Here is a 23,407-nt window from a genome sequence, read left to right as displayed (position 1 = left end):
AAATTCCTTGTCCAGGGCGCGCGTCAGAACGCGGCCTTGAGGGTGATCTGGTAGCTGCGGCCCACCTGGTAGGTGAACACGTTGGCCGCCCCGCCCTGGGCGACCGTTTCGGCCGGCTGGTTGGTGGCGCCGATCAGGGCCTTGCCCTTGAACGAGGTGATGTCGTTGGTGTCGAACAGGTTCAGCACCTGGGCCTGCAGGCTGTAGTGGCCCAGGTGATAGGTCGCCGAGAGATCGGCTTGGCTGAACGACTTCACCAGACCAGTCGGTGGCGTGGTCCCCGAGGCGGCGGTGGCCAGCTGGGGTCCGATCAGCTTGTCGTTCAGGGTGACGATCAGGTTGTCGCCCTGGGCCAGCACGTCGTGACGTTCCGACCGGACGCCCAGCGCCGCCGTGCCGCGCGGGACCTTGGCCAGCTGGTGACCGTTGTAGCCGGGGTTCAGCGGATCATCCTTGCCGGTGGCTTGGTTGACCGTGCCGTTGGCGAAGACGCTGAAGCCGTAGGGCAGCACATAGGTCGCCTGCAGCTCGATGCCCTTATAGGTCGCGCCGCCGAAGTTGGTCTGGAAGGTCTCGCCGGTGGTCAGCTCGGTCTGGGTTTGGATCTTGTGCTTGAAGTCGATGTAGTAGGCGTCGGCGTCCAGGGTCAGGTTGCCGGCGTTGTAGACGGTGCCGATCTGGTAGTTGGTCGACTCCTGCGGCACCACTTTGTTGGAGCCGGGATTGTTGACGTAGAAGATGCTGATGCTGGGGACCAGGAAGCCCTGGGCATATTGTCCGTAGACGGCCCAGTTCGACGCCACCCGGTAGTTGGCCGTCAGGAACGGCAGGGTCTTGGTGAAGGTCCCCGAGACGTCCGCCGGCTGGATCGAGCCCTTCACGGCCACGGCGGGCGCGCGGACATAGAGCTTGAAGTGGACGTACTTGACGCCCGGCGTCACGGTCAGCCGGTCGTTCGGCTTCCATTCGAACTGGGCGAAGGGCTGGTATTGGCGCCAGCCGGAATATTCGTTGTAGGCGATGTTGAGCGGCACCTGGCAGGCGCCGTCCCAGGTCTTGCCCGGCGCGCTCTGCTTGGCCCAATCGCCGCAGGCGCTGTCGCCGGCGACCAGGGCGGCCTTCTCGCGATAGTCCGGCGCCTTGGTGATCAGGTCGATGTCGAGGCGCGAACGGCCGGTCTTGGCCAGCTCGTACTCCGTGCCGACTGTCAGCATGCCGACGCCGTCGAAGTCCTTGGTGAACTTCAGGATATCGCCGCGCACGCGGTACTTGTTGCGCTTGAGGTAGCCCGGCAGGCCGTTGACCTTCAGGCCCGAGGCGTAGCCCGCGCCGCCGGCCGGATAGGCCGCGGCTGGGGTCAGGATCACCTTGTTGGCGGCGGCCAACGCCGTCGCGCCGATCGACAGGTCCGCGCCGTTGTCGTTGGCCGACAGGGTCTTGTTCGAATACCAGTACTCGTAGGCCGTATTCTGGACAGTCAGGCCCTCGGCCAGCTCGCCCTCCAGGCGGACATAGCCGAACTCGGTTTCCTTCTTCGTGTAGTTGTAGCCCTTGTAGGTCTGCAGGGTTGGGTCGTTGCTCAGCGCGAACCGCTTCCCGTAGAGCTCGGTCTGGGCGACCGTGGCGTTCGCGCTGGCGTCGCCCTGATAGTAGGTGTTGTAGTTGTGGGTGTAGAGGGCCGTCAGGTTCCACTTCTCGCCCAGCGGCACGCCGACCTTCAGGAACTGGTTGTAGCCGTCGCTGGCGCTGTTGGTCAGGTAGCCGTCGGTCTTGTACTCCATGAAGTTCAGGGTGGCGTTGACCCCGTGCAGGCGGTCGATCGGACCCGTGGCCAGGGTGGTCACGGCCTGCTGCGTGCCGAAGCTGCCCAGCGTCACGGTCTGGCGGGCCGACAGCTTGTCCTCGAACGGCAGCGAGAACAGGTTCACCGAGCCGCCGAAATTGGCCTGGCCCAGATCGGTCGCGCCGCCCGGACCGCGGTCGATGACCACGCCGCCGATGGTCGAGGATGGGAAGAACGAGTTCGAGTGGTGGCTCGGACCGTTGGTGTCGCCCCAGGCGATGCCGTCATAGGTGACGTTGAACTCGCCGTCCTGGAAGCCGCGCAGGGTGATCTTGGCCCCGTCGGTCGCGCCCGAGCCGTTGGAGTTGGGCGTGGTGGCCATCGAGGGCGCGAGGATCGCCGTGGTGGTGTAGTCGCCGACGCGCGGCGCGCTCTCCTCGATGAACTTGCGGGTGATCACCGCCTGCGGCTCGGTCGCCGTTAGCGACGCCGAGACTGGCGCGACATTGGCCGCGTGGCCCTTGAGCGCGGTGACGACCACCGCGTCGACTTCCTTTTCCTGCTCAGGCGCCGGGCCGTCGGCCGCGTGGGCCGCGCTGGCCAGGCCCGCGCACAGCGCCAGGGCCAGCATCGATGCGGAGGCCAGGACCTCCAGGCGCGCCTTCGAGAACTTCGTCATCGGTTTTATCCCCCGTTCACTGACGATCGAAGCGAAAGGGAGCGCTCCGGTCGGGTTCGGCGGCGGATTAGTCGGCCGGGGACGGCTTGGCGTGTGAAGACTTGATGTCTGAACGACTACACTTTCGTATCAGCGCCAGATGCCGTTGTTCCAAAACAGAATTTCAGACGACACGCGCGCCGGTCGCGAAGATTGAGATATCTCAATGAAGGCGCCGATTGACTCAATACCAGGACAACCGCACCCTGATCGGCCCATCTGACTGCAAATCACCGGTTTCGACTTCCGATTGCTCGGGAGGGCGCGCCACGACGTCTATTTGAAACCTTGGGGTTTTGTATAGTTCCAGCCATCCACCGCCAAGGTAGCGGACGGCATCCTGTCGCGTTCGCGGACTCGCCCGCGGGCGGAAGATCCGATGCCTCAACCCAACTCGCGCCCTCTTGAACGCTGGCGGCTGATCGCGGTCGGCGTCAGCGTCGTGCTCGTCCTCTTCGTGCTGAAGCTGGGCGCCGACGTCATCGGCCAGCGGCCCGTGGTGCGGATCGACGCGGCGCTCGCCAGCCAGCTCCAAGGCCTGCGCGCGCCCTGGCTCGACAACGTCATGATGATGGCCTCCGCGCTGGGCGACGGCAGCCAACGCACCGCAGTCACCGTCCTGGCCACACTCTACCTGCTGTGGCGGCGACGCTGGCGGTGGGCGCTCGCCCTGGTCCTGGCGATGGTGGGTTCGGCGCTGATCACGCCCGCCTTCAAGACCGCCTTCCACGTCGCGCGCCCTTCGGCGCTCTATTCCGGCGCGGCGGCCTACAGCTTCCCGAGCGGCCATGCGACCTCGGCCGCGGCCCTCTACCTGACCCTGGCCTGGATGGCGTCTCGCGCCCTCGCGCCGCGTTGGAGCGTCCTGGCCTGGCTATTGGCCGCCGCCGCCATCGGCGTGACGGCCGTCTCCCGGGTCTATGTCGGCGCGCACTGGCCCTCGGACGTCGTCGCCGGCATGGCGCTGGGCGGCGCGCTGGCGAGCCTGGCCATCGCCTTCGCCGCCGGCGCCAGGCCGCCCGCGCCGGACACACGCCCCGTGCGTTACGGCGCGGCCTTCATCGCCGCCGTGACGATCGTGGCGGTGGTGCTGGGTCCCCACGCCTTCGGCAAGGCCCAGCGCCTCTACGGGCCGTATCTCCAATCCGGGCCGAGCCGGTCAGCGCAGTAGCGTGGGGCGGATCGCCGCCCCACGCCCACTTGCCGCTACTTCGGCGTCACGCGGAACAGGCCGCCGGCGCTGTCGTCCTCCAGCATCCACAGCGCGCCGTCGGGGGCGACCTCGACGTCGCGGATGCGGTGGCCGACATCCCAACGCTCGGCCGCCGTGGCGCTGGCGCCCTTGACGACGATGCGGTTCAGCGAGTTGCTGCCCATGCCGCCGATCAGGGCCGAGCCGCTCCACTGCGGGAACATCTTGCCGCTATAGAAGATCAGGTTCCCCGGCGCGATCACGGGCGTCCAGTACAGGACCGGCTTCTGCAGGTCGGGACGCGTGTCCGGGCTCGGGATCGGCACGTTGTTGTAGTTCACCGCATAGGAGACCAGCGGCCAGCCGTAGTTCTTGCCCGGCTCGATCAGGTTCAGCTCATCTCCGCCCTTGGGGCCGTGCTCGACCTCCCACAGCTTGCCGTCGGGCGCGAAGGCCAGGCCGTATGGCGTGCGGTGGCCGCTGCTCCAGGTCTCGGCAGGCGTCAGGTTCGGACCGGGGAACGTGTAGGTCTTGACCACCGGGGCGGTCTTGGCCTTCTCGGTGTCGGCCGGCGGATCGATGATCGGGATGCTGGCCGCGCCGGTCTTGCCGGCCATCGGATTGCCGGGAGCCGGTTTGCCGTCGAGCGTCAGGCGCAGGATCTTGCCCAGCGGCGAGTTGGGGTCCTGGGCCGGCGTCATGCGCTGGCGCTCGCCCACGGTCAGGAACAGGAACTTGCCGTCCGGCGAGAAGGCGATCTGAGCGCCGAACTGGCCGCCCTTGCCGCGCGCGCCATCGCGCCAGATGACCTTGAGGCCGTCCAGGCTGACCGTGTCCTTGCCCAGACCCAGCTTCGCCTTGGCCAGGGCCAGGCTGGAGCCGCCATCGCCGGGCTCGGAATAGGTCAGGTAGACGCTGTGATCGGTCGCGTAGTGCGGCGAGAGATAGACGCCCAGCAGGCCGCCCTGCCCCTGGGACAGCACCGCCGGGACATTGGCGACCTTGGTCTTCTCGCCCTTCTGGGTGACCAGCCACAGGGCGCCGGTCTTCTCGGTGATCAGCATGCGGCCGTCGGGCAGGAAGGCGATGCGCCAGGGCTTGTCGAAGGTCCCCACCTGGGTGACCGCGAACGGCAGGCTCGCCTCGGCCTTCTGGCTTCCCAGGTTGGTCTGGGCATGCGCCCCCGCGGACGCCAAGGCCGTTGACGCCAACGCCGTCAGCACGGCCATCTTCACAAGCTTCATGTCTCTACCCCTTGGGATGATCGTATCGGCGTCATCCGCTTGCCCGAGCCTGGCAGGCCTGAGCCTCGTCACGCCCGACAGTATATAGCGGTTGTGGTCGCGCAAGACTCGACCTGGCGCGCGGGATCAAGGATGGTCGCCGGCTCCACGCGGAATGCTTCCATGCCCACCATCGGCCCCTTGAAGCTGAAGGCCCAAATCCTGCTCGACGCCGTGCCGGCCATGGGTCCGGGCAAGGCCGATCTGCTGGAGGCCATCGATCGCGCCGGCTCGATCTCCGCAGCCGGCCGCGACCTGGGCATGAGCTATCGCCGGGCCTGGGTGCTCGTCGACGAGATGAACCGCTGCTGGCGCGAGCGCCTGGTCGAGACCCAGCCTGGCGGCGGCGCGGGCGGCGGAGCCAAGCTGACGGACCAGGGCCAGCGGATCCTGCGCGCCTATCGCAGCCTGGAAGCCAAGCTGGCCAAGGCGGCGGCCGGCGACGACCTCGAGATCCTGACCGCCCTGCTGCGCGAGGACATGGCGCCGGCGGTCGAGCGGGCCTAGCCGGCGCGCCGCAGGGGCTGCGCCTCGAACCACGCGGCCTCGACAACGCGCCGACCGCGATGCCCCTCCAGGGCCCGCTCCGACCGGGAGCGCGCGGCGACCCAGACGCAGTTGCCCCGCGTGAAGTCACCAGTCTGGTCGCGACGCTCCAGGATCGCGCCGGACGGCCGCTCGCCCATGTCGGCCAGGAAGACTTCGAAGTCCTCTGCCCAGGCCGGGCTGACCACCACGCCCTTGGCCCCGAAATCCTTGAAGCGCGCCGAGGCGGGATTGCCGCAATAGGTGTTGATCTGCTGCCAGGCGCGATAGGTCGGGCCGTGGCGCTTGCCGGCGCGATGACCATGGACGGTCAGGCGCGCGGCCGAAACCTCCCGCTGCAGGCAGCCGCAGCTGGACGTCTTGCCCGAGCGCACCCGCGCGCCGCTGATCACGGCGGTCTGGCCGCAATCGCATTGGAACAGCCAGTGGGCGTGCCCCCGCCGCGTCTCGACGAAGGCGACGCCATAGAGACGGCCGTACCGCTCCCCGGTCATGTCGATCCTGATCTTCACGCCGCGTTCCCGCTCGTCGTTCACGGACACACGCTATATACGGTGAGATATAGCGCCAAGCCCGAAACGCCGGTCGGCGGTGCGATTTCGCGGCCGCGCCGGGAAGCCTAGGCTTCGGCGTCGGCCTCTCCGCGGGCGGCCGCCAGGACCTCGCGGGCGGCGTCGATGTTCATGCAGGCGATGGCGCAACCGACCAGCACGTCGGGCCAGATGGATCGCGTCACCACGGTGGCGCCGGCGGCCAGGATGATCCCGACATTGGCGATGGCGTCGTTGCGCGCCGACAGGAAGGCGGCCTTGGTCAGGCTGCCTTCGTGGTCCCTGTATCGCGCCAGCAGGAAGGCGCAGCCGAGGTTGACGACAAGCGCGCCCAGCCCGGTCAGCGACAGCAGATCCGGCGCGGGAACGACCGGCGCCTGCAGCTTGCGCCAGAGGGTCCAGAGGAACGCCAGGGCGGGCGCGAGCAGCAGCAGCGCCAACAATCGCCCAAGCCTGGCTCGGTTCGCGGCGGACCAGCCCAACCCCACCAGGATGAGCAGGTTGACGGTCGCGTCCTCAAGGAAGTCCACGGCGTCCGCCAGCAGCGAGGCGGACTCGATGCGGACGGCGACCGCGAACTCCACACCAAAATAGGCGAGATTGAGCAGGGCGACGGCCAGGACAGCGCGGGCGAGCGGCGTGCTTACAGGTTTCATGCTGGCGCGCCCATAACCGGAGGCCGTCCAAAGCGCCAAATCAGGCTGGGCAGAACGACGAGGCTGGCGATGGTCGAGGTGATCAGGCCGCCCAGGATGACGATGGCCATCGGCCCCTGGATCTCGCGCCCCGCCTGCCCCGTCTGGATGGCCAGCGGCAACACGCCCAGCGCCGTCACCAAGGCGGTCATCAGGATCGGCGTCACCCGCTCCCGCGTCGCTCGCGCGATGGCGCTTAGCGACCAGGCCTCGCCTTCGACTAGGACCAGATGGTCCAAATGCGACACCAACAGGATGGCGTTACGCGCCGCCACGCCGAACAGGGTGACGAAGCCGACCAGCGAGCCCAGCGACAGGCTGGCGCCCGTCAAGGCTACGGCCACGACCCCGCCGACCAGGGCGAACGGCGCCGAGGCCAGGATCAGCCCCACCGAGCGGCCGCTGCGGAAGGTAATGAGCAACACCGCGATCACGCCGATCAGGGCGATGGCGACATTGAACAGCAGTTGCCGCCCGGCGCTCGCCGCGCCTTCGGCCGTGCCGTTGTAGTCGAGATAGACGCCCGGCGGCAGCTTGACCGACTTGGCGATGGCGTCCTGCACGGCCTTGGTCACCTTCTGGGCGTCCTTGGGCGTGGGGTTGGCGGTCACCACCTGGCGCGGCCGGCCGCCCTCATGGGCGATGCTGGTGCGGCCGTCGGTCAGGTAAACCTTGGCGATGTCCTTCAGCGCCACCACCTGGCCGCCCTGGGCGCGGATCAGCAAGTCGCCGACCGCTTCGGGATCCTGACGGACCTCTGGCGGCGTCGTCACGGCGATGTCGAGCGCCCGGCTCTCCTGATAGACTTGGGCCGCCACCGCGCCCTGATAGGCCGTCTGGATCGCATCCAACACCTCCGCCGGAGCCAGGCCGTAGCGGGCCAGAGCCGGCAGGTTCAGGTCGACGCGGACGACCGGCGTGCTGGGCGGGATCTGGATCTTCACGTCGGTCGCGCCCGGGACCTTCTCCATCACCGCGGCGATGTCGGCGGCGGTCTTGTCGAGGGTGTCGAGATCGGCCCCATAGATGCCTACGGCCAGGGAGGCGGTTTCGCCCGACAGGGACTCGCCGATGCGGTCCCCTAAGAAGGTCAGCACCTCGGTCTCCAGGCCCGGATAACTGTCGAGGACCTTGTGGATCTCTTCCTGGATGCGATCCTGGTCCTTGCCCGAGAGCTTGGGCTTCAGCTCGACGTGGAACTCGCTGCGTTCTGTGCCAAAAGCGTCCTCGCCACCGGAAGCACGGCCGATCTGCTGCTCGACGCTCTGGATGCCGTCGACGGCCAGCAGGTCGTGGGTGATCCCCTCCCCGTACTTGCGCATGACGCCCAGCGAGGTCCCAGGCGGACCGGCGACGCCGAGCACGAAGTGGCCCTCGCGGAAGTTGGGCAGCAGTTCGGAATTGAACAGCAGGAAGCCGGCGCCGGTCAGCGCGGCCGCAGCGATCACGCCGATGACGGCCAGGCCCGGACGGCCGCTGGCGCGGTGCAGGACGCCCTCGTGCCAGACCTTGGCGCGTTCCAGCGCCTGGGGCTCTTCGGGAACGTGGGCGTTGCCCAGCAGCAGCAGAGCCAACGGCGGGGTCACCACCACGGCCACGGCCAGCGACGCCGCCGTCGCCAGGATGAAGGCAGCGGCCAGGGGCGAGAAGAACGCGCCCTGCAGGCCGCCCAGCATCAGGACCGGGGCCAGGACCAGAGCGACCACGACCGTGGCGTAGATCACCGGCGCGCGCACCTCGAGCGAAGCGCCGAGCACGACCTCGACCGCCGGCCGGTCGCCGCGTTCACGCAGGCGGCGGACGATGTTCTCGACGTCGATGACCGCGTCGTCGACCACCACGCCCAGCGCCACGGCCAGGCCGCCCAGGGTCATGGTGTTGATCGTCCAGCCCAGGGCGTCCAGCACGATCACCGCCGTCAGCAGCGACAGCGGGATCGAGATGAACGAGACCAGGACGGCGCGCAGATTGCGCATGAACAGCAGCAGGACCAGCGCGATCAGCACCGCGCCGATCACCAGGTCCTCGGTGATGCCGCCCAGGGCGGCGGCGATGAAGTTGGCCGGTCGGTGCAGGTCGGCGAACACCTTGACGCCCTGGCTGTCGAGGGCGGGCTTCAGCTCCGCCATCGCCGCCTCGACGGCATGGGTCGCGTCCAGGGTGTTGGCCCCGTACTGGCTGGAGAGGCTGATCAGCACGCCGGGCTTGCCCATGATCACGGCCTCGCCGACGTCCGGCGCGGGGGCGTCGACCACATCGGCGACGTCCGCGACACGGACCGGCGCTCCGCCGGCGGCGCTGGGGATCGGTGCGGCGCCGATGTCGGCGGGCGTGAGCGCCTGGCCGCGCGCGTCGATCAGGATCCGCTGCTCGGGTGTGTCGATGAAGCCGCCGCCGCTGACTCCGGTCGCGGCTCTGACCGCAGTGACGAGGTCGGCGAGCGATAGATCGCGAGCCGCGAGGTCGTCAGGCCGGGCGCGGACCTCGAACCGGCGGACCTCGCCGCCATAGACGGTGGCGCGCGCCACGCCGGCGGCCGCCAGGACGCGGGGACGGACGGTCCACTGGACGAGATCGCGCAGCTCCATCGGCGACAGGCGCTCGGAGGTGAAGCCGATCTTCAGCAGGTCCATGGTCGAGGAGGTCAGCGGCGCGACCTTGGGCGGGGCGACACCCGCCGGCAGGGTCCCGGCCACCTCGCCCAGCGCCTCGGCCACCACCTGGCGGGCGCGGTAGGGGTCGGAGCCTTCCTTGAAAACGACGCTGACCGACGACAGGCCCTGCTGGGACTCCGAGCGCACCGTCTCGACGCCCGAGGCGCCGTTGACGGCCTGCTCGACCGGCCGGGTGACCAGTTGCTCGACCTGCTGGGCGGTGAGGCCCGGCGCCTCGGTCGAGATCTCGGCCTGGGCCGGGACGAACTCGGGGAAGACGTCGAACTTGGCGTGGGACAGGACGACGCCGCCGTAGATCAGCAGCAGGATCGCGCCGAGCGCGACAAGGCGGGGCCTTTCCAGGCACCAGCGGACAATGGCGCTGAGCATGGATCAGTCTCCGCCCTTGGGGGCGTTCTCGGCCGCGAAGATCGCGGCCGCGCCGGACACCACCACCGGCTCGCCCGGTCTCGCGCCGCCAGCGGCGAACAGGCCGTCGGCCTGGGGCACGACGCCGCTCAGAACCCGGCGCTCAAAATGGGTCGGGTCCTGGCGGACATAGATGAAGACCTTGCCTTGAGCGCGCATCACCGCCGAGCGTGGGGCGAGGATACCGGTGGTCCCGACAGGCCCGCTCAGCACGGCCGGCGCCGTGAGGCCCGCCGCCAGTCGGCTAGCGGCCGGGCCGCGCACCACGCCGATCAGGCCGCCCGATTGTAGACGCGTGTCGGCCGTCCGCGCCGAGCCGAGCAAGGTCACGACGGGACGCTCACCACCGCTGAGTTCCAGCTGGACGCTGCGAGCAGTGGCCGCGCCGGCCGGGGCGTCGATCCGCACCAAGGCCGCGCGACCGGCCGCCAGATCGGCCAGCAACCGGGCTCGCGGGCCGTCCGCCACGAAAGCCGAGCCCCATTCCAGCCCGACGCGACGGCGCAGCAGGGCCAGCTTGGCGGCGTCCGCGCTGGCCACCGCCTGGGCGGCCTGGGCGGTCTTCACGGAGATGGTGGCGTCAGCCGCTGCCAGCGCCTTGGTCCGAGCGGCCTCGGCGGCCGAGGCGCGCGCGGCGGCCTGGGCGGCTAGCAGGTCGCTGTCCAGAGTGGCCAACGGCACCGGGTCCAGCACGCGGGCGAAGCCGTTGATCGTGCCGGCGTAGCGCGCGGCCGCCAGAGGGGCGACGGCCACGCCCAGACGCTTCTGGGTCGCCGCGTCCAGTTCGACGCCCGCGAAGGCGTGGCCGGCGAAGGCGACCGCCATCAGGGCCGCCAAAGCGCTGGTTTTCGCGCCAGACTTCATTGTCCGTCTCCTAGGGTGCGGGACGTGGTTTCGAGCAGGGTGAGTTCGGCTGGATCGAAGGGCGCGCGCAGGGCGTCCTCCAGATCGACCCCGGCCAGGGCCTGGGCCTTGCGGGCGTCGAGCAGGGTGAGCCGCGCCTCCAGCGCCAGCGCCCGCGCGCCCAGGTCGTCGACGCGATCGGCGGCGCCGGCCTTCAGGCTGCGGGCGGTCGCCGCCGCCAAGGCGTCGGCGTTGGGGATGTCGCGCGCCTGGACCTGGGTCGTGGCGGCGTCTGCTGAGGTCAGGGCCGCCTCGGCGGCGTCGACAGCCGACAACACGGAGGCCTGGACAGCTTCCAGCGAGCGTCCGGCCTCGGTGCGCTTGGCCTCGGCCTGGGCGATGGCCGCGCGGTTCAGGTCCTGCGGCGGCAGGGTCAGGGCCAAGTTGAACGGCAGCTTGGCGACGCCGTGATCATAGGTGTAGCCGGGTCCTATGCGGACTTCCGGATACTGCTTGGCGATCTCTAGTCGCAGGGCGCTTTCGGCCAGATCGTAGTCGACCACCGCTCGCAGGACGTCGCGCCGTGTCAGGGCGGCGGTGCGCGCGGCAGCCGGGACATCGAGGTTGGCCGGCGTCGCCACCGGAGCCAGGCGCAGGTCATGCGCGGCCGAGACCGACAGACCCAACGCGCCCGCCAAAGCCGCGTCTGCGGCGGCGCGGCGGCCCACGGCGTCGGTCACCCGGCGGCGAGCCGTCTCCAGTTCCCCCCGGGCGGTCAGGGCCAGGCTGCGATCGTCCTCGCCGGCGGCGACGCGCTGGTCCAGGCGATCGGCTCGGGCTCGGCGCACGGCCTCGACCTCGCGGGCCTGGGCGATCTCCTCGTCGGCGAACACCCGCTCGGTCCGCGCCTTAGCCAGCGCCGTGCGGACGGTCCAGACCGCCTCGCCATAGTCGTAGAGCGCTTGCAGCGCGGCCAGATCGGCGGCGCCGATCCGCTCCTTGCGGCGGCCGCCGATGTCCAGCGGGATGTCGGAAACGGCGCCATATAGCCACTGCTTGGGCTCGGACTTGGCGAACTCGGCCGTCAGGGTCAGGCTGGCCGGCGGCGGCACGTGCGAGACCTTGGCCGCCGCGCGGGCCGTCCGGTACTTGGCCGCCGCCTCGGCGACGGACGGATTGTTGCGCAGCGCCTCGGCCAGCAGCTCGGCCCCGGTCCAGGCATGGCTATCCGCCGGCGCGGACAGCCGCGCCGCCGCGCGATGATCCGGATAGGCCTCCAGCCGCACGGGCGCCGGCGCGTATGCCACGCAGGCCGACAGGCTCAGACCGACCATGGCCATGGCGAGCGGCTTTAGAGAGGTGCTCATCCGGATCTCCTCGATCCTTTCGGCTTAGACCGTGACGCTTGACGGCCCCATGGCTGCAAGATTGCGAATTCCCAATCTTGCCGCGACACCTCAGCGCGGGAAGACCACCTCGGCCCGCAGGCCCGGCTCGGCGTCGCTGAGCCGCACCGCCGCCTCGTGCAGCTTGGCGACGGCGGCGACCAGGGCCAGACCCAGGCCGTTGCCGGGGTCCGATCGGCTGCGCTCGAGGCGGTAGAAGCGGTCGAACAGCCGCGCGTGCTCGCCGGTCGGGACGCCGGGACCGTTGTCGACGACCCACAGCACGGGCGCGCGGTCGATCAGGCCGATCCCGACGCGGACCTTCGCCCCCTCGCCCGTATGGCGCAGCGCGTTCTCGACCAGATTGACCAGCATCTGGGTCAGTAGTTCGGCGTCGCCTTCGATGACCGGATCCTCACCGGGCTCAAGCGACAGGGACTGGCCCGCCTCCTCGGCCGAGGGCGCGAAGGCGTCGACAACCGTGGCGGCCAGTTCGCGCAACCGCACCTGCCGGAACCCCGCCCGCCGCGCGCCGCCCTCGATCTGGGCGATGCGCAGCAGGGCCGCGAAGGTTTCCAGGATGGAGTCGAGATCGCGCAGCGCCCCGTCGATGGCCTCGCCCTGCTCGGCGGGCGCGGCCTGGGCCGCCTCCAGGCGCTGGCGCAGCCTGGTCAGGGGCGTCCGCAGATCGTGAGCCACGTCGTTGGAGACCTGCCGCAGGCTCTCCATCAGCGCGCCGATCCGGTCCAGCATGCGATTGAAGGTGTGGGCCAGCCGGTCGATGTCGTCGGTGGAGCCGCGCGCCGGCACGCGCCGGTTCAGGTCCCCGTCGATGATCGCCTCGGCCGTGCCAGAGATGGCCGAGAGCCGGCGGTGAACGTCGCGGCTGAAGGCGAAGCCCCCGGCGACGCCGAGGATCATGACCCCGGCCAAGGCCCCCGCGAAGCCGCGCAGGACGACGGTGTCCAGCGCCTCAATGCGTTCCTCGTCGTCGCCCACCAGCAGCTGGTAGCCACCCGGAAGATTGGTGGTCAGCACCCGCATCGGCTCGTCTTCGTCGTCGCGCTGACGCGCGCGGATCATCGACCAGCCGGCCTGGTTCGAGACCTTCGAGAAGCGACCGGCCAGCGAGCGGCCGTCCGGACCGATCAGGCCGTAGTCGAGCGCGCCCGGCGTGCGGTCCCGCTCACGCACCGCCTGGACGACGCCGTCGAGGCCTTCGGTGGCGAACTCCTGGGTCAGGGCGGCGGACTCCGACCGGATGCGGGCGTCGAACTGCTCCGACAGCGCCGCGCGGGTGCTGTAGAGCGTCAGCGCGCCCAGCAGCACCACCGAAAGCGCGAAGCCCAGGGTGTAGAGGACCGCCAGGCGCAGGCTGGTCGAGCGCAGCACCTAGTCGGGCTCACGCAGGCAGTAGCCGGCGCCGCGCACCGTGTGGATCAGCTCCACGGCATGGCCGCGATCGACCTTGCCGCGCAGCCGGCTCATGTGAGTTTCGACGATGTTGGTCTTGGGGTCGAAGTGGAACTCCCAGATGCTCTCCAACAGCATGGTGCGGGTGACCACGCGCCCGGCGTTGCGCATCAGATATTCCAGCAGCTGGAACTCGCGCGGCTGCAGGTCGATGCGCTGACCCGCCCGAGTGACCGAGCGTCGGAGCAGGTCCATGCGCAGGTCGGCCACCTGCAGCGCCGAAATCATCTCCTGCGGCGGCGGGCGGCGGGCCAGGGCGTTCACCCGGGCCAGGAATTCGGCGAAGGCGAACGGCTTGACCAGATAGTCGTCGCCGCCCGCCTCCAGGCCTTCCACACGATCGTCGATGCCGCCCAGCGCCGTCAGCAGCAGCACGGGCGTCTTGACCCCGGCCGAGCGGATGGTGCGCAGGATGCCCAGGCCGTCCAGCTGGGGCAGCATGCGATCGAGCACGATGACGTCATAGGGTTCGCCGACGGCCAGCATCAGGCCCTCACGGCCGTTGGCCGCGTGGTCCATGGTGTGCCCGGCTTCCGACAAGGCGCGCCGCAGATAGGCCGCCGCTTCCTTGTCATCCTCGACCAGCAGTATCTTCATGCCGTCATCGTGCTCCGCGGGACCGTCTAGTCCTTGTCGTTGTCGAGGCCGTTCTCAAGGACCTTGCCATCGGCGGCGTCGACACCGACCTCGTATTTCTTGCCGTCCTTGCCGACGAGATCGAACGTATAGCGCAGGCCGCTGCCGCCCTTCTCCTTTTCCAGTTCGCGATCCTTGATCACGCCCGGACGGGCCTTCAGGGCAATGGCTTCGGCGTCGTGCATCGAGACCTTGGCGGACTTGGCCAGCTCGTGGCCGGTGAAGGTCTTGGCCGTCTGGGCCAGGACCGGCGTGGCGGCGGCGATCAGGGCCGCGGCGATGATCAGCTTCTTCATGGGCGACTTCCCTTTTCCAAGGGGATCCTTGGAGGATCCCGACTGACGCCCACGATGCGCCGGCCCGTCTTCGCCCACGATGGCCGCGACATTACCGATTCCCAATCGCCCGGCGGCGAGATTGGGAATTATCAATCTGGCCGCCATGGGCCGGGAAGACGCCACCGCCGATACCCGCCGCAGTTGGGCTGGGCGGGACATGGCATGCGCAAGACCTTGATGGCGGCCCTGGCGGCCAGCTGCGCCTCCGGCGCGATGGCCCAGGCTCAGCAGGCCCCGGCGGTCGAGGGCGTGGTGATCACCGCCCAAAAGCCGGCCGAGGCGACTTCCATCGACCGGCGGACCTATTCGGTGGCGCATGATCTGCAAGCCACGGCCGGCTCGGTGGGCGACGTGCTGCGCAACCTGCCGTCGGTCGAGGTCGATGTGCTGGGCAACCTCTCCCTACGCGGCGACAGCAATGTCCAGGTGCTGATCGACGGCAAGCCCTCGACCATGATGTCGGCGGCCAATCGCGGGGCGATTCTGCAGCAGATGCCGGCCGATTCCATCGAGTCGATCGAGGTGATCACCAACCCGTCGGCCCAGTTCAAGCCGGACGGCTCCTCTGGAATCATCAACATCGTCACCAAGAAGAACCGCCGCGCCGGCCGCTCGGGCACGGCCCAGGCCAGTCTCGGGACGGAAGGTCGCTACAATCTGGGCACCACGGCGGCCTACAAGTCCGGAGCCCTGAACCTGTTCGGCTCGGCCTCGCTGCGCCATGAGACCCGCAAGCGCACGACCACCGACCACCGCCTGCGCCGCGACGCCGTCGCCGGCGGGGTGGCCGTCAGCGACCAGACCGTGGTCAGCACCCAGCAGCGGGACTCCAAGATCGCCACCGTCGGCTTCGACTACGATCTGGACGCCAAGAGCCGGATCAACGGCGCCGTCAGCTACAACCGCCGCGCCGAGACCCTGACCATCGGCGAGCGCAACCGGGCGGCCGATCCCGGCGGCGCGGTGCTGAAGGATTACGATCGGCTGGGCACCGGGCGCGGCCACGAGACCAGCACCCAGATCTCGGCCGGCTATCGCCGCGCGCTGACGGGTGACGGCGAGTTCACGCTCGACCTGCAGCGGGGCGAGACCAAGGAGGATCGCCGCCGGACCTATGTCAGCCGCTTCCGCGTTCCGGCGGGGTCGGACCTTCGCGAGGAGCTGATCCCTCGCGCCGACGAGATCACCAATGAGCTCAGCGCGGAATATTCCGGCGCCCTGCCCGGCAAGGCCAAGCTGAAGCTCGGCTACGACCTGCAGCGCGACGATGACGACTACGACAACTACGGCGGGACGATCGTCGGCGACCTGCACGTGGTCGATCCCTCCCAGACCAACCGCTTCCTCTACAAGCGCACGGTGCACGCCCTCTACGGGACCTACGAGCGGCCGCTCGGCGACTGGACCCTGCTGGCGGGCCTGCGGCTGGAGGAGACGCTGATCGACACCAACCAGGTGACGAGCGCCCTGAAGAACAGCAGCGACTACTTCCGCGCCTATCCGACCCTGCATCTGGAGCGGGACATGGGCGAGGATCGCAAGCTGCGCCTCAGCTACAGCAAGCGGGTGGCGCGTCCCGAGCCTGAGGACCTCAACCCCTATTTCGTGGTCATCGACGCCTTCAGCGCTCGGGCCGGCAATCCCAACCTGATGCCGCAGGAGACCCATGCGCTGGAGATCGGCTACGAGACCCGGACGCACGGCGCGACCCTGGCGGCCACGGCCTATGCCCGCCGCAGCCTGAACGGCATGACCGAGGTCAGCCGCTACATCAGCCCGACCGTGCTGCTGACCACCAAGGAGAACCTGGGCAAGAGCACCTCCGGCGGCGTTGAGCTGTCGGCCAGCGGCAAGGTCGCCGGCGCGCTCAGCTACAACCTCAGCAGCAACGTCTTCTACAATCAGATCGACGCGGCCAATCTAGGCTTCGCGGGCAAGCGCTCGGCGGTCGGCTATACCGGCAAGGCCAGCGTCGACTACGCCCTGACGCCTAAGGACTTCGTCCAGGTCAGCGCCAGCTACAGCGGCAAGCGCCTGACCGCCCAGGGCCATCGCCTGCCCAGCAGCAGCGTCAACCTGGGCTACCGGCGCAAGCTGACCAGCGACCTGTCGGCCGTGCTCACGGTGTCGGACCTGTTCGACAAGCAGCGCGACCGCACGGTGATCGACACCCCGGCCCTGAGCGATCAGTTCGAGCGCCGCCAGCTGGGCCGCACGGCGTTCGTCAGCCTGTCTTGGAAGTTCGGAGCCGGCGGCAAGGCCAAGGACCCCGGTTTCGAATATGGCGCGCCCTGACGAAGCCCCGACATGACCCGAAGATAGGCTTCGGAGGCGTCCTCGATCGTGAAGCGCCGAGCTTGCGCGAGGCTTAGGTCCTCGTCCTGGGAAGACGGGCGGGCCTTGGCGATCGCTTCAGCCAGCGCCTTCTCGTCGCCGACCGGGACAAGCTGGCCCATCGCGCCGTGGCCGAGCAGGGTCGGCATGCTGCGGCTGCAGTCGGTGGCGACGATGGGCAGTCCGGCGGCCAACGCTTCGAGAATGACAGCGGGCACGCCCTCATAGTTCGAGGACAGCAGCAGGACGTCGAACGAAGGCAAAAGGCTTGCAGGCTCCGGCACATAGCCCCGGAACATCACCTGACCTTCAAGACCGAGTTCCCGCGCAAGGGCCTCGAGCTTCGCGCGCTCGGGCCCGTCGCCAAACACCGTCAGCGTGTCGCCTTCCCGCGCGCCGCATCCGAACGCCCGCAGCATCAAGGCGATATTCTTCTGCGGCGTGAGCCGGCCCACACATACGAAGCGCCGGCCGGCGGAGTCACCCCGACAGCCGCCTCGGCCGGCCCGCAGCCTTTCGATCAGCGGCCTGGACAAGGCCGGATCGGGGATGATTGTGATCCGCTCCGCCGAGACGTCGAGGCCTTCGCGGATCTCATCGGCCATCGGCGTCTCCATGCCGATGAAATGATCGAGAAGACGTCCCTGGACCTTGAGCCACAGGCGATAGAAGAATCGGAACCACGCTGGTTTGTCGTGACGATCCAGGTCGTTGCTGACCTTCACCAGAACGGGCGGGCAATCGCGCCCGAGCCAGACCTTGAGCGCCACCGCCACGACGGCATAGGTGTTGCCGGCGCAGAACAGGACGTCGGGACGAACACGCCGCACGACCTTGGGCAGCACCCAGATCATCCAGAGCATCTCGATCTTCGCCATGCGCGAACCAGCCTTGGGCGGCAGAATGAAATCCAGGTCCGCGCCGACATCCTCGCGCATGTCGCCTTCGGTCCTCCCCAGGAACAGAGGCGCGTCGACGCACAGAGCGCGCCACTGCCGCACCAGCCGCAAGGCGATGCGCTCGACGCCGCCGGGCTCGAAACTGTGCAGGAAGGTCAGGACGCGCACAGGATCTCCAAGTCGGTCAGCGCCAAGCCGACTGGCTCAGGCCCGCCGACCGCTTCGGCGCGGAGGCCCCGGCCGTCTCGGCGATGAAGCCCGGCAGCCGCCGATAGATCGCCGCGCCGGTGCGGTCGAAGCTCTCCTGGCCGAAGCGCTCCAGCACCCGCGCCCGCGCCGCCTCGCCCATCTGCGCCAGACGCTCGGGACGTGACAGCAGACGGCCCAACGCCTCGGCCAGCGCCCAGGGATCGCCGGGCGGCACGGTCAGGCCCGTCACGCCGTTCTCGATGCTGTAGGGCAGCTCGCCGACGCTGGAGGCGATGACCGGCAGTCCCGCCTGCATGGCCTCGTGGGCGGCGATGCACAGGCCTTCGGACCGCGACGGCTGCAGATAGAGATGCAGGTCGGCCAGGAACTCCAGTGGGCGATCGTTGAAGCCGGTGAATTCGATGAAGCTCAGGCCATGGCGTTCGACGCGCTCTTCCAGGGCGGCGCGCGCCCTGCCCTCGCCGGCGATCCGCACCCGGATCGCGGCCGGCAGGCAGCAGCCCTGCGTCTGCAGTCGCAGCAGCGCCTCGATCAGGATGTCGTAGCCCTTCACAGGATGCAGTCGCCCCAGTGACCCCAGCTCCAGGGTCTGCCCCGGACGCCAAGGATACGCCCGATACATGTCAGGATTTGCAGCGAACAGCGGCCAGGCGACCAGTCGCTCGGGCGCAACCTCGAGCCGCTCGGCGGTCAGGTCGGTGACGCTGTGGGAGTCACCGACCCATAGCCGCGAACGAGCCTGACGCAGATGCAGCAGCAACAGGTTCGCCAGCTTCAGCTTCGCGGCATGCTGCCAGCTGACCACCGGCACGGCCAGGCGCTTGCCGACGATCTGGCCCAGCAACGTCGCGCGGGTCAGCGAGGTCCAGATCACGTCAGGCCGCCAGTCACGCAGTTGGGCGTCCAGCCAGACCAGGGCCTTGCGGTGGTCCTTCTCGCCGCCCGGCCGGACGTGGACGGTCAGGCCGGCCGTCTCCATCGCCTGCACCGCGCGGCCATCGCGTCGGGTCAGGGCGAAGACCTCCAGGCGCGCGCCCTGGGCGATCAGCGCCCGCGCCACGGCCGGGACCGGCAGGGCCGCGCCGCCCCCTTCGACCGAATTGATCACATAGGCGATGCGCAGCTCAGCCATGGGCCCGCTCCGGCTCGGCCAACTCTGGCTCAGGAAGCGCCGCCATCGACCAGTCCAGACCGGCGAAGCGCGCCACCGCCCGCGCGGCGCGGACGGCCGAGGGCTCCTCGGTCAGGTCGAAGCTTTCGGCGAACATCGCCTGTTGCGCCGGACGCCAGCGCGTCTCGTGCTCGGCCCGAGCCGAAGCCAGGGCCGCGCCCAGTTGGTCGGGCGTTTCGATCACAGACCCTGCCCGCCAGTGGCCGAAGTTGGGATCGTCCCGCCAGGCGTGGCGATGGGTGTTGAGGAAGACGCAAGGCCGGGGCTTCAGCAGGAACTCGTAGACCTGGCTGGAGACGTCGCCGAGATAGATGTCGGCCCGCTGGGTGTAGGCCATGGTGGTCGAGGCGCGGCTGCCCAGGTCGATATGGATGTTGGGCGCGCGCAGGTAGCGCTCCTCGATCCGCCCGGCCCGGTCCAGCCGCAGCTTGTCGATGGTGACCACGAACGGCCGCTCGAACAGCATGACGTGTGGCGCGAAGATCAGGTGGTGGTCGTCGTGCTCGACGAACCAGTCCAGTACCTGGCGGCCGGCCTCGTACCAGGACGACAGATGCGGCGAGACGTGCGGGTTGTAAAGCACCACCGGCCGACCGTCGTCGATCAACGGATGGGTGGTCCGCCCCCGAGGCAGGAGGTCGAACTTCGGATAGCCGACGACCGAAATCTTCCTCGGATCGACGCCCGTCTCACTGACCAAACGGTCACGGATCTTGCGACCGGAGACCAGCACGTGGTCGAAGCCCGCGCTGGCCTTGTCGAAGCCGATGGCCCGATCGCCCGCGCCGTGCCGGGTATGGATGATCTTCAGGTGGTCGAGGCCGTAGCGGGTCTTGAGGATCAGCGAGGTCTTCTCGGCCACGACCAGGATGTCCAGCGATCGGAAGAAGTCGAGATTGTCGCCATAGACCAGCAGCTTGGTCGCCGGCAGAACCGCCTCGGCGGTGGCGGCCAGGACCTGCGAGGTCCGTCGCTTGAGGCCCAGTTCGACAAGATCGACGCCGTGGCCGACCAAGCCTTCGCCCAGGCGGATCACCTCGGCGGTCATCCTCCGGTTGGTGGTCGCCACTACGATCTCCAGACCCAGGTCCGCCCGCGCCAACGCCAGGGCGATGGGCAGGCTGTGGGCCACCTGGTGGACCTGGTCGTGATTGAAGAGGAACCCGATGCGCATGCCCAAGCGACGCCGTGGGTCACGAACCCTCTCACCGATTTATCGGCGAGGGCTCAACCTCAGCGCGGCGCCCACAGCGAACGGTCGATGCGCTTGACGTCGAACAGGGTGACCGGGCCACAGGCCGACAGCGTGTGCAGGCCCTGCGTGTACGGTTCCGCGCCAGCTGGAAGGCCTAGCGACGGCCCCGCCTCGGCTTCGAAATGCCGGGGGCCGAGCTTGAGGACCGTCAGCTGGCGGAGGCTGCCGCCATAGGTGTGCGTGCAGTCCTGCACCGGCAGGCGCGGCAGGCCGTGCTCGATCCACGCCGTGCCGCCCGGCCGGCTGGACGCCAGATCGTTGCGGACGGGATTGCCCGGATGAATCCGCCACGGCCCCGTCAGGCGCTCGGCAAAGGCCAAGTGCAGACGGCCCTGCTTCCAACGCTGCGGTCCCTTCGGCGAATAGGCCAGCCACCACAGGCCGTCGTGACGGAACGGCGTGGCGTCGATGGCCGGGGTGTCCAACTCCAGGCGCACCACCGGCTCCCAGACATCGGGGAACGCCACCGCGCGGTAGAGCGTCAGCGCGCCGGAGCGATAGGCCTCGGGCAGCATCCAAATCTCGCCCTCGGCTCCGAAGACCTGCGGATAGGACAGGTGCCAGGGCTCGCGCAGCACGACCGACCGCCGGACCGGCGCGAAGTCCGCGCCCAGTTCGATGTGCTCGATGACGCCGTGGCGGGTGCGGTAGTCATAGGCCTCGACGAACAGGTGCAGACGGCCGTCGCGCCAGACGCCGAACGGATCGGCCAGGAACTTCAGCCGCCCCTCCTCGGGCAGCCAATGGATGGTCGCGTCGGGAGCGAAGCCACGCCGGGCCACGTCGGCGATCGACGCCTCGACCAGGCCGACCCGCCAGATGTCCCGGCCGGGGATCTTCAGCCGCCAACTAGTCATGGGCGGCGGCCAGCCTCGGGGCTACGGAGGCGCGCGCCAGATCGATCGCGCCGAGCCCGACGATGACGACGAGGTGCAGAGCCAGCGTCATGACGGCCAGCGCCGCCAGCAGCACGGCGACGGTGGAGTGCGTTCCCAGCAGGAGCAGCATCAGGTTCCCGAACACCAGGTCCTTGTTGGAGATCAGCGGAATACGCGACACCAGGCATCGGATCGCCAGCAGCACGACCCACAGGCTAGGGGCGACCTCCGGCAGCGCCATACGCCAGATCAGCATGGTGAGCACGGTCCAGAAGGCCAGGCGCAGACCACAGACGACGCCGACATAGATCAGTTGCTCCAGGCGCAGCGAGAACACCCGGCGTCCGAAGGCCAGGACGCCGAGCGAGATCGCCAGCGGGATGAGCCCCGACCAAAGGGCCGGCCCGAGCCGTCGGGTGAAATCGAGGTCGTGCAGCTGCGTGGCGCTGACCACCGCCAGGACCAGGGTCAGGAGATTGCCCAGCAGCGCCGAGACGATATTGGCGTCCTTGATGGCGGCGAAGGGCGCGGCGACCGCGCCGGCCGCCCGCCGCGCCCAGACATAGAGGAAAGCCTCGCCGCTGTAGCCGAGCACGACCTCATTGATGACGTTCTTGCGCAGCAGCGCCTCGATGCCGGCCACAGGCAGGCTCCAGAGCCGCCGGAAGATCGCGTAGTCGAACAGCGTCTGCGTCAGATAGAGCAGCAGGAAGGCCGGCCAGACGAGCGGCGGCAAGCCGGTGATCGTCTTCAGGACATCCGAGGTCGCGCCGCCCAGCTGCAGGGCGATGGCCACAACCAGCCCGACCGAAAGGACGCCGCCCAGCCAGGGCCACCATCGCCGGCTCACGCCCGCGCGCCTGTCGCGATCGACCCGTAGTGGTCGAAGAGATCGGCGAAGTGGTCGATGTCGCGGCGGACCCGGGTGGCAGCCTCGATTGCGGCGGCCTTCAGCGTCCTCGGATCGCGCGCCAGCAGCCGACGGATGGCGGCCGCCGCGGCCTCGGTGTCGCCGGCGCGGTAGAGTTCGGAGGTTGCCGGCTGGGCCAGGTGGGCGAAGCCGCCACGGTCGGGTCCAACGACGGGAAGCCCGCTGGCCATGGCCTCGGCCGGGATCAGGCCGAAAGTCTCGGACTCGCAGCCATGCACCAGCGCGTCGGCGCTGGCCAGATGGGCCGCCAGCAGGCCGCGATCGCGGATCGGCGGCAGGATATGGACATGCGGATGACCGGCGGCCACGCGGGCCACGCGCGTGCGATCGATGCCGTCACCGATCAGGACGAGACCGATCGGAGCGTCGGCGCGAGCACGCATCGCCGCCTCGATCACCATCGGCCAGCGCTTTTCCGGATGGAAGCGTCCGACGCCCAGGACTAGCTTGGCGTCGTCGGGACAGGCGCAGGCCGCCAGCAGGCGCGACCTCAGCGCCTCGTCGCGTTTGGCGGGCGAGAACGCGCCGCGATCGATGCCCAGCGGCACGCTCTCCACCGCGCGCACGCCCTGCCCCATCAGGCGATCGGCGAGCCAGGGACCGCCGGCGACGACGGAGCCGAAACCTCCGGCCAGCTTGCGCAGATAGCTCCAGAACCAGCCGAACAGCTGATCGATCCGCTGGGGGCTGGCGACGGGAGCGAGCCACCGCTGAGGATAAGAGGCCACCGGGTCTGCGTGCATGAACATGGCCCTTGGCGCCCGCCCCGCCCAGCTTGCGACCACCGCCGCGCCGCGCCAGGGCGAGGACGCCTCGACCAGGTCCGGGGCCAGGACGTCCAGCTGGCGGTGGACCGGCACCGCGTCCCAGAACATGTGATAGTTGGCGTCGAACGGCAGGCGCGGCGCGCGGACCTGGATCACGCCGCCTGAGCCACGCGGCTCGAAGCTGTCCGTGGGTCCTGGCGCGATGACGAACAGCTCGTGGCCCAGCAGGGCGGCGGCTTCGAACTTGCGGTCGATATAGGTCCGCACGCCCCCGCCGGTGGGCGAATAGAATTCGGCGACATCCACTACACGCATCACGCTTCCCGAAAGAGGCCCCGTCGCCCTGGCCCAACGACGGCGTGGGCGCCGCGGGGTCTCATCGATTTCGAAAATCCGTGTGGGGGCGTCGCCCGCGCGACGTCTTGGTCGCCAAGGC

Annotated in this window: 19 protein-coding genes; 3 read left to right on the top strand and 16 right to left on the bottom strand. The window is 69.2% G+C overall.

The annotated features are described in order from the left end of the window. Window positions 1-23: 23 nt before the first annotated feature. On the bottom strand, window positions 24-2,462 hold the full coding sequence (locus AC07NI_RS04030; RefSeq protein ID WP_494616383.1) for a TonB-dependent receptor: 2,439 nt from the start codon (window positions 2,460-2,462) through the stop codon (window positions 24-26). 418 nt (window positions 2,463-2,880) lie between these two features. Between AC07NI_RS04030 and AC07NI_RS04025 the strand changes: the two genes are divergently transcribed. Continuing rightward, window positions 2,881-3,672, top strand: a complete 792-nt coding sequence (locus AC07NI_RS04025; RefSeq protein ID WP_494616382.1) for a phosphatase PAP2 family protein — start codon at window positions 2,881-2,883, stop codon at window positions 3,670-3,672. 35 nt (window positions 3,673-3,707) lie between these two features. Here the strand turns inward: AC07NI_RS04025 and AC07NI_RS04020 are convergent, their stop codons facing one another. Next, complete coding sequence (locus AC07NI_RS04020) at window positions 3,708-4,937, bottom strand: PQQ-dependent sugar dehydrogenase (protein WP_494616381.1); 1,230 nt, start codon at window positions 4,935-4,937, stop codon at window positions 3,708-3,710. Between the two features lie 162 nt (window positions 4,938-5,099). On the opposite strand from AC07NI_RS04020, the gene AC07NI_RS04015 reads away from it, so the two are divergent. Further along, the gene (locus AC07NI_RS04015) at window positions 5,100-5,483 is read left to right on the top strand and encodes a winged helix-turn-helix domain-containing protein (protein WP_494616380.1); all 384 of its coding nucleotides are present in this window, start codon (window positions 5,100-5,102) and stop codon (window positions 5,481-5,483) included. On the opposite strand, the gene AC07NI_RS04010 is transcribed toward AC07NI_RS04015, so the two are convergent. From AC07NI_RS04010 to AC07NI_RS03975, 8 genes are all read right to left on the bottom strand, one after another. Further along, the gene (locus tag AC07NI_RS04010) at window positions 5,480-6,034 is read right to left on the bottom strand and encodes a hypothetical protein (protein WP_494616379.1); all 555 of its coding nucleotides are present in this window, start codon (window positions 6,032-6,034) and stop codon (window positions 5,480-5,482) included. The genes AC07NI_RS04015 and AC07NI_RS04010 overlap by 4 nt on opposite strands. A 107-nt stretch (window positions 6,035-6,141) precedes the next feature. After that, window positions 6,142-6,729 carry a cation efflux transmembrane domain-containing protein gene (locus AC07NI_RS04005; RefSeq protein WP_494616378.1) on the bottom strand — a complete coding sequence of 196 codons (588 nt, stop codon included), beginning with the start codon at window positions 6,727-6,729 and terminating at the stop codon, window positions 6,142-6,144. After that, window positions 6,726-9,812, bottom strand: a complete 3,087-nt coding sequence (locus tag AC07NI_RS04000) for an efflux RND transporter permease subunit (protein WP_494616377.1) — start codon at window positions 9,810-9,812, stop codon at window positions 6,726-6,728. The genes AC07NI_RS04005 and AC07NI_RS04000 overlap by 4 nt, the downstream gene beginning before the upstream one ends. A gap of 3 nt (window positions 9,813-9,815) precedes the next feature. Further along, entirely contained in the window at window positions 9,816-10,715 is a 900-nt protein-coding gene (locus tag AC07NI_RS03995; RefSeq protein WP_494616376.1) for a hypothetical protein, read from the bottom strand. Next, complete coding sequence (locus AC07NI_RS03990) at window positions 10,712-12,061, bottom strand: TolC family protein (RefSeq protein ID WP_494616375.1); 1,350 nt, start codon at window positions 12,059-12,061, stop codon at window positions 10,712-10,714. The genes AC07NI_RS03995 and AC07NI_RS03990 overlap by 4 nt, the downstream gene beginning before the upstream one ends. 90 nt (window positions 12,062-12,151) lie before the next feature. Continuing rightward, window positions 12,152-13,471 (bottom strand): sensor histidine kinase, encoded by a 1,320-nt coding sequence (locus AC07NI_RS03985; protein ID WP_494616374.1) that lies wholly within the window; start codon window positions 13,469-13,471, stop codon window positions 12,152-12,154. Beyond that, window positions 13,472-14,149: a winged helix-turn-helix domain-containing protein gene (locus AC07NI_RS03980; protein ID WP_494616373.1), complete on the bottom strand. Its 678-nt coding sequence runs from the start codon at window positions 14,147-14,149 to the stop codon at window positions 13,472-13,474. A gap of 26 nt (window positions 14,150-14,175) precedes the next feature. Beyond that, on the bottom strand, window positions 14,176-14,484 hold the full coding sequence (locus tag AC07NI_RS03975) for a PepSY domain-containing protein (protein WP_494616372.1): 309 nt from the start codon (window positions 14,482-14,484) through the stop codon (window positions 14,176-14,178). 204 nt (window positions 14,485-14,688) lie between these two features. Between AC07NI_RS03975 and AC07NI_RS03970 the strand changes: the two genes are divergently transcribed. Then, window positions 14,689-16,821 carry a TonB-dependent receptor domain-containing protein gene (locus tag AC07NI_RS03970; protein ID WP_494616371.1) on the top strand — a complete coding sequence of 711 codons (2,133 nt, stop codon included), beginning with the start codon at window positions 14,689-14,691 and terminating at the stop codon, window positions 16,819-16,821. On the opposite strand, the gene AC07NI_RS03965 is transcribed toward AC07NI_RS03970, so the two are convergent. From AC07NI_RS03965 to AC07NI_RS03940, 6 genes are read right to left on the bottom strand one after another with little or no spacing between them, the layout of a single operon-like run. After that, window positions 16,713-17,927, bottom strand: a complete 1,215-nt coding sequence (locus AC07NI_RS03965; RefSeq protein ID WP_494616370.1) for a glycosyltransferase — start codon at window positions 17,925-17,927, stop codon at window positions 16,713-16,715. The genes AC07NI_RS03970 and AC07NI_RS03965 overlap by 109 nt on opposite strands. 16 nt (window positions 17,928-17,943) lie before the next feature. Then, complete coding sequence (locus tag AC07NI_RS03960; RefSeq protein ID WP_494616369.1) at window positions 17,944-19,101, bottom strand: glycosyltransferase family 4 protein; 1,158 nt, start codon at window positions 19,099-19,101, stop codon at window positions 17,944-17,946. Next, window positions 19,094-20,314: a CDP-glycerol glycerophosphotransferase family protein gene (locus AC07NI_RS03955; RefSeq protein WP_494616368.1), complete on the bottom strand. Its 1,221-nt coding sequence runs from the start codon at window positions 20,312-20,314 to the stop codon at window positions 19,094-19,096. Before AC07NI_RS03955 ends, AC07NI_RS03960 begins: the two co-directional genes overlap by 8 nt. Before the next feature lie 59 nt (window positions 20,315-20,373). Next, window positions 20,374-21,252: a glucosamine inositolphosphorylceramide transferase family protein gene (locus tag AC07NI_RS03950; protein ID WP_494616367.1), complete on the bottom strand. Its 879-nt coding sequence runs from the start codon at window positions 21,250-21,252 to the stop codon at window positions 20,374-20,376. Then, entirely contained in the window at window positions 21,245-22,123 is an 879-nt protein-coding gene (locus AC07NI_RS03945; RefSeq protein ID WP_494616366.1) for a hypothetical protein, read from the bottom strand. The genes AC07NI_RS03950 and AC07NI_RS03945 overlap by 8 nt, the downstream gene beginning before the upstream one ends. Next, window positions 22,120-23,286, bottom strand: a complete 1,167-nt coding sequence (locus AC07NI_RS03940) for a glycosyltransferase (protein ID WP_494616365.1) — start codon at window positions 23,284-23,286, stop codon at window positions 22,120-22,122. The genes AC07NI_RS03945 and AC07NI_RS03940 overlap by 4 nt, the downstream gene beginning before the upstream one ends. Window positions 23,287-23,407 lie beyond the last annotated feature (121 nt).

Source organism: Caulobacter sp. GW821-FHT10E02, from assembly GCF_059415225.1.
Note: the sequence above shows the minus strand (reverse complement) of the source record. Positions and strands in the feature narration are given on the sequence as shown.